7 protein-coding genes are annotated in these 6,642 nt (G+C 59.1%); 2 read left to right on the forward strand and 5 right to left on the reverse strand.

Features of this window, described 5'->3' with window-relative positions:
• Nucleotides 1-91: 91 nt before the first annotated feature.
• A complete protein-coding gene (aspA, locus tag WH50_RS03730) occupies nt 92-1,537 on the reverse strand; it encodes an aspartate ammonia-lyase (protein ID WP_110186102.1) in 1,446 nt (481 codons plus the stop codon).
• Nucleotides 1,538-1,720: 183 nt separating this feature from the next.
• On the opposite strand from aspA, the gene WH50_RS03735 reads away from it, so the two are divergent.
• A complete protein-coding gene (locus WH50_RS03735; protein ID WP_110186103.1) occupies nt 1,721-2,650 on the forward strand; it encodes a LysR substrate-binding domain-containing protein in 930 nt (309 codons plus the stop codon).
• A gap of 103 nt (nt 2,651-2,753) precedes the next feature.
• On the opposite strand, the gene WH50_RS03740 is transcribed toward WH50_RS03735, so the two are convergent.
• The 3 genes from WH50_RS03740 to WH50_RS03750 form a co-directional block, all read right to left on the reverse strand.
• Nucleotides 2,754-3,500 carry an amino acid ABC transporter ATP-binding protein gene (locus WH50_RS03740; protein WP_110186104.1) on the reverse strand — a complete coding sequence of 249 codons (747 nt, stop codon included), beginning with the start codon at nt 3,498-3,500 and terminating at the stop codon, nt 2,754-2,756.
• A complete protein-coding gene (locus WH50_RS03745; RefSeq protein ID WP_104152743.1) occupies nt 3,497-4,177 on the reverse strand; it encodes an amino acid ABC transporter permease in 681 nt (226 codons plus the stop codon). Before WH50_RS03745 ends, WH50_RS03740 begins: the two co-directional genes overlap by 4 nt.
• 127 nt (nt 4,178-4,304) lie before the next feature.
• Nucleotides 4,305-5,072, reverse strand: coding sequence for an amino acid ABC transporter substrate-binding protein (locus WH50_RS03750; RefSeq protein ID WP_110186107.1), 768 nt, complete (start codon nt 5,070-5,072; stop codon nt 4,305-4,307).
• 252 nt (nt 5,073-5,324) lie between these two features.
• On the opposite strand from WH50_RS03750, the gene WH50_RS03755 reads away from it, so the two are divergent.
• Complete coding sequence (locus WH50_RS03755) at nt 5,325-5,822, forward strand: hypothetical protein (RefSeq protein WP_110186105.1); 498 nt, start codon at nt 5,325-5,327, stop codon at nt 5,820-5,822.
• A gap of 56 nt (nt 5,823-5,878) precedes the next feature.
• On the opposite strand, the gene WH50_RS03760 is transcribed toward WH50_RS03755, so the two are convergent.
• Entirely contained in the window at nt 5,879-6,478 is a 600-nt protein-coding gene (locus WH50_RS03760) for an NMCC_0638 family (lipo)protein (protein ID WP_110186106.1), read from the reverse strand.
• Nucleotides 6,479-6,642: the final 164 nt, after the last annotated feature.

Below are 6,642 nucleotides of genomic sequence, written 5' to 3' on the forward strand. Positions count from 1 at the left end.
GCGAAAAAGCGGAGTTTAGTGAACTAAATGAGCATTTTGAGCCTGTTTTTGACGCGGTATTCGGCAACGCAGATAGATTTTCAACGACCTGTTAGTGATTGCCCAGCACTCGTGGGTTAACCATATTCTCCGGACGCAGGATGTCAGCCAGCAGGGCTTCATCCAGCAGTCCTTCCTCGCGCACCAGTTCCAGTACACCGCGACCGCTGATCAGGGCTTCCTTGGCGATACGGGTCGAATTGTCATAGCCGATGTAGGGGTTCAGCGCGGTGATCAGACCGATGGAGCCATCCACCAGCGCCTTGCAATGCTCGCGGTTGGCAGTGATGCCATCGATGCAGCGCTCACGCAGCATGTCCATGGCGCGCTTCAGCATGCGCATGGATTCCATGATCTTGTAGGCAATCAGGGGTTCCATCACGTTCAGCTGCAGCTGGCCGGCTTCGGCCGCCATGGTGATGGCCAGATCGTTGCCAATAATCTGATAGGCCACCTGATTGACCGCTTCAGGAATGACCGGGTTGACCTTGCCGGGCATGATCGATGAACCGGGCTGCTGGGGTGGCAGATTGATTTCATTCAGACCGGTACGCGGACCGCTGGACAGCAGGCGCAGGTCATTACAGATCTTCGACAGTTTGACCGCCAGACGCTTGGTCATGCCGGAGAACAGTACGAAGGCGCCCATGTCAGAGGTGGCTTCGATCAGGTCATTGGCCAGACGCATGGAGTGGCCGCAGACGCTGGACAGGTGTGCGACCGCCAGCGGCGCATAACGCGGATCAGCGTTGATGCCGGTACCGATGGCGGTGCCACCCAGGTTCACTTCACGCAGCAGGTCGTAGAGGTTGGCGATGCGGTCAATGTCTTCACCCAGAGTGATGGAGAACGCACGGAACTCCTGGCCCAGGGTCATGGGTACCGCGTCCTGTAACTGGGTGCGGCCCATCTTGATCACATCAGCAAACTCTTCGCCTTTGCGGGCGAACGATTCTTTTAATAGTGCCAGGCTGTCGACCAGCTCGGCGTGACTCAGTTGCAGACCCACGCGGATCGCCGTCGGGTAGGCGTCGTTGGTGGACTGTGACATGTTGACATCGTTGTTAGGGTGCAGGTGTTTATATGCACCTTTGGCATGACCCAGATATTCCAGCGCCACGTTGGCGATGACTTCATTGGCGTTCATGTTGGTAGAGGTACCGGCGCCACCCTGAATCATGTCGACCACGAACTGATCGTGGAATTCACCGTTGATGATGCGGTCGCAGGCATGAGCAATGGCGTCGGCTTTGACCTGCTCCAGCATGCCCAGTTCGGCGTTGGCCGCGGCGGCGGCTTTCTTCACCATCGCCAGACCGAGGATCAGTTTGGGGAAGTGTGCCAGCGGTACGCCCGTCAGCTTGAAGTTCTCCAGAGCGCGCTGGGTCTGCACACCGTAATAAGCCTCCGCCGGTACCGCGAGGGTGCCGAGCAGGTCTTTTTCGATACGGTGGGGAAGCGCCTGAATGTCGTCCTGAACTGAAGGGCTGGGGATCATGATGTTTCGCAATCTCTCGGGTGATGTGCAGTGTGGTGGCTGCGATGGCGGCTATTGTCGGGGTTGGCGTTCAGGTTGACCAATGCTAATGTGCACTGCCGTATGCAATATCGGCATACGCTAATGTAGTGTGTTTTTTCGACAGAGGGATGAGGGCCACAAGGCTCACATCGGGGGGGCAGGATGGATCTGGAATCGAAATGGCTGGAAGACTTTCTGTCTCTGGCGGCAACTCGCAGTTTTTCGCAGGCAGCGGAGCGGCGTTTCGTCACCCAGCCTGCGTTCAGCCGCAGGATTCGTGCGCTGGAGCAGGCGGTGGGAGTAACACTGGTGGATCGTTCCTCCACACCGATTGACCTGACGCCTGAGGGCCAGCTGTTTCTGGTCACCGCGCGTTCGGTGATGGGCCAGCTGCGCGACAGCATCCGCCGTCTGCGTGGCTTGCAGCCCGGTGAAGGGCAGGTGCTGGAAGTGGCCGCCGCGCACTCGCTGGCGTTCACCTTCTTTCCCGACTGGATCAGCACCCTCAGTGATGTGATGCAGGAGCTGTCGGTGCGGCTGGTGGCGATGAACGTGGAAGATGCCATTCACGCCCTGCGCGAAGGCGAGTGTGACGTGATGCTGGTGTACTACGATTCCTATGCCACGCTGCAGCTGGACGCCACCACGTTTCCCTCCCTGCGTCTGGCCGACACCCTGATGCTGCCGGTGTGTGCACCCAATGCGGACGGCAGCCCCAAATACGTGCTGGACCAGCCCGGCGAAGGCTCCATCCCGCTGCTGGCCTATACCCACGGCGCCTTTCTGGGCCGCACGGTTCGCCTGCTGGTCAAGAATCATCCGCTCAATCTGCGCCTGCGTACGGTGTATGAAACGGCCATGGCTGAAGGCCTGAAGGGGATGGCGCTGCAGGGGCTGGGGGTCGCCTGGATGCCTAAACTGTGTATTGAACGTGAGCTAGAGGAAGGCAGTCTGGTGCCCTGTGGGGGTGAGCAGTGGCAGGCGCCACTGGAGATTCGCCTGTATCGCTGCAACCTGCTGGACAAGCCCAGCGTGGCGCAGCTCTGGCGCCGGCTGGAAGATCGCAGCCGGGCTGAAATGGCCGGGAGCTAACCCGCGCCATCCTGTCAGAGCTGCTGCTCAGCAGTATGGCGTCGGGTCTCCGGACGAGCGGTGAAGCTTCACCGCTCCCACAACGTGTGCACACTCTCAGGTGTTACTCGCCAGCCAGAGTCGAGACATAGTCACGGGTACGCGGATGCCTGGGCTGGGTAAATACCTGCCGTGCCTCACCGGATTCGACGATGCTGCCGTGCTCCAGAAACACCACCTGATGCGCGGTGCTGGCGGCCAGCTTCAGGTCATGGGTGGCCATCAGCATGGTGGTGCCTTCCTTCGCCAGCTGCTTCAGCACGTCCACCACTTCCACGGCCAGTTCCGGGTCCAGCGCCGAGGTGGGCTCATCACAGAGCAGCACTTTGGGTGAGGGGGCCAGTGCGCGGGCAATGGCAACACGCTGCTGCTGTCCGCCGGACAGGGTGGCTGGCCACACCTCAGCCTTGTGCGCCATGCCGACCTTGCTCAGCAGCTCCATGGCTCGCGCGTGAGCCCGCTCCTTGTCCCACTTCAGCACGGTGATCAGCCCTTCCATGACGTTGGCGACCACGGTCAGATGCGGGAACAGCTGGAAGTTCTGAAACACCATGCCGGTCAGACGGCGCAGCCGTTGCGCGGCCTGACGCTGCTGCTTCGGATCGGTGCCGAAGGTGAGGCTTTCCTCACCGATCTGCAGCGAGCCTGACTGCGGCCATTCAAGCAGGTTGACGCAGCGTAGCAGGGTGCTCTTGCCGCTGCCGGAGGGGCCGATCAGTGCGGTGACGCTGCCTTCGGTAAGGGTCAGGTCCACGCCCTTGAGGACATGGCTGTCACCGAAGTACTTGTCGATCTGTTGCAGACGGATCATGACTGACCTCCCAGATGGGTAGCATGGCGCCCGTAATGCTGCTCCAGACGAGTCTGGCCCCATGACAGGACGGTACTGAACAGCAGATAGAGCAATGCCGCTTCGGTGTACATGACCAGCGGCTCATAAGTGGTCGAGGCAATGCGCTGGGCTGCCTGAAACAGCTCGGGCACCGTCAGTACGGCGGCCAGTGAGGTGTCCTTGACCAGCGCGATAAAGGTGTTGGACAGCGGTGGCACGGCAATCCGGGTGGCCTGCGGCAGAATGATGCGACGCATGGCCTGCGACCAGCTCATGCCGATGGAATAGGCGGCTTCCCACTGCCCTCTGGACACCGACTCGATCACGGCACGCACGATTTCGGATGAATAGGCGCCGACATTGAGGGTGAAGCCAATCAAAGCCGCCGGGAAGGGATCAAACACGATGCCGACCTTGGGCAGGCCGTAGAAAATCAGAAACAGCTGCACCAGCAACGGCGTGCCGCGAAACAGCCAGACATAGAAACGCGCCAGCGCCACCAGTGGCAGCGGAGCATAGAGGCGCGTCAGTGCCGTCACAAAGCCAAGGCTCAGCCCCAGCACGAACGACAGCAGTGTCAGGGGGATGGTGAATACCAGCCCGGCATACAGCAGGGATGGGAAGGAATCGATCATTAACTGTAACCAGTCAGGCATGGCTCGTTTTCCCTTTTTGCAAACAGCGTAGAAATGAAAAAGTCCCTCATCAAGGCAATGAGGGACTCAGGGCGGAGCGACGTTCAGCGGGGCGGAGCATCTGCAGCCGCCGCACACCGTAAAAGGCTTACTGGGAAACGTCTGCGCCGAAGTACTTCTGGGAAATGGCCTGATAGGTTCCATCCGCCTTCATGTCTGCCAGCGCCTTGTTGATCGCGGCCAGCAGCTCAGGGTTGTCCTTGCGGATCAGCACACCGGCGTGATCGGCATCCGCCTCGGCGGCGACAATCTTCAGCTTGGCCTTGGGCTGGTGTTTCTTGAAGTCGAGGAACGACAGGCTGTCGTTGATGGTGGCATCGGCACGACCGGACAGCACCAGCTCCACAGCATCATTGAAGCCCTGCACGCTGACCACCTCCGCGCCGTACTTCTCGGCCAGCTTGCCAAAGTTGCTGGTCAGGGTGTTGGCCGAGCGCTTGCCTTTCAGATCGGCAAAGCTCTTCATGCTGTCATCGTCCTCGCGGGCGACCAGTACCGCCTTGGAGGCGATATAGGGCTCGGAGAAATCATACTTGGCCTTGCGGGCGTCGGTGATGGACACCTCGTTGATCACCGCGTCGTAACGCTTGACGTCGATCCCGGCAATCAGGCCATCCCACTTGCCTTCGACAAACTCGGCCTTGACGCCCAGACGCTGGGCAATGGCGGCGCCAATTTCCACATCGAAGCCGGTCAGGGTGCCATCGGTATCGTGATAGGAGAAAGGCGCATAGGTGCCTTCTGTGCCGATCTTGAACACACCTGAAGACTTGATCTGATCCAGTGCATCAGCAGCGTGAACCGCGCCCGCCAGGGCCAGCGCACCCAACAGCAGCAGAGAACGAATTGGTTTCATAAGACGATGCTCCATCAATCCTGCAAGTCACAGAAAACGTGCGACAACTATAGACGACAATAACGGACAGGCGACCAATACGGCCCCGACGGGCCGGTGCGTCTGCCTGAATAGGGGCGCTACTCTAGCAGGATCGGGTCGGGAATTTAAAAGAATAAGAGTTCAGTTACATATCGTTATTAAGCATAAGTAGAGGTTTAATGGTGGCTTCCTCTGTCTCTGAGGCCATTCAACGGCAAGTAGGATATCAGGATGAAATCTTATCTTTCCCTTATCGCTCTGTTACCCGCAGTGGGGTGTGCTGCCGAGCCCTCTGCGCTGGATCAGCAGATTGGCTGGCTGCATGGTCAGTGTCTGGCCATCCGGGCTGACGGACTGCCGTCAGGCAGCACGATCAGGCTGGTTCTACTGGATGAGCCACAGACAATGGTCAGTGGCACCGTGGAGGCTGCTGCGGCAGATGGCAGTCAGTGCTTTGCCCTGATGGATGATCGCAGAAAGGTCAATCAGGCGGCGGGCTATCATTTCTATACGGTGGCCACGACCACTCCGGTAGAGCTGGCGATTGGCTTAGTGACGGATAAGCTGGCCTCCGAGCTTGATCTCAACAAGGTCCACTTCAGCTATTGCAGCACTGGCGAAGGCGTGCAGTTTAGCGTCTGGCCTGCTGAAGCCTATCAGGGTAAGCCGCTATGGCAGGGGTATTACTACACCGGTTATGACACTGAGGCGGACTGCACAGAGCAATAACTGACCAGAGTAATGACTGACCAGGAGCAGCCGCCCGGCTGTTCCTGCCGCTGTGATCACCGCACCCCGCTATTGACCGTGGACGAGGTCGCCATGGCCTGCACTTTGGCATCACCCGCAGGCAGGGTGGTGAGGATAAACTGCAGTGCCTTGTTGTTGCCCGCGGCAAACCAGCGGTATTCCATGGTGCGCACGGTGCCGAGATTGCCCTGACGGGCGGTATCCCGCACCTTGAGAGCCTGCAGGCCGTTGGGGGTCTTGACCATCAGTGAGCTGAACAGGGCTTCGGTGGTGGCTGTATTGGCGCGTTCGGCGAAGATAGCGCAGATGCCATCACGACGGATGGCGAGTACGAAGTTGCCGACACTGGAGGGCACCGACCAGGCTTCGCCTTTCTGGTTTTCCAGAAAGAACGCCGCTTCATCTTTGCTCAGGGTGGGCAGTTTCTGCTGCAGCAGCTGATTGCGCAGCGTCTGTGCATCACCGACATAACGCATGCAGGTGTTGAGGTAGAGGGTGGCGAAGAACTCCGCCGCCGGATCAATCCCTGCCGCTTGACTGCCGGGGCTGAGCAGCAGGGTGGCCAGCACTGCACTGCCAAGTTTGCGCCAGTGGGCGTGCAGTCTGTGCAGCAGAGGGCGGCGGGCTAAGTACATAAGATTCTCCGTTAGCAGGTCGTTGAAAATCTATCTGCGTTGCCGAATACCGCGTCAAAAACAGGCTCAAAATGCTCATTTAGTTCACTAAACTCCGCTTTTTCGCCTGTTTTTTCCTTGTCTCGGCTCCCCATGTTCCGTTTTCACACAGCTTTCTTGGTATG

Source organism: Pokkaliibacter plantistimulans (assembly GCF_003194385.1).
Taxonomy (GTDB): domain Bacteria; phylum Pseudomonadota; class Gammaproteobacteria; order Pseudomonadales; family Balneatricaceae; genus Pokkaliibacter; species Pokkaliibacter plantistimulans.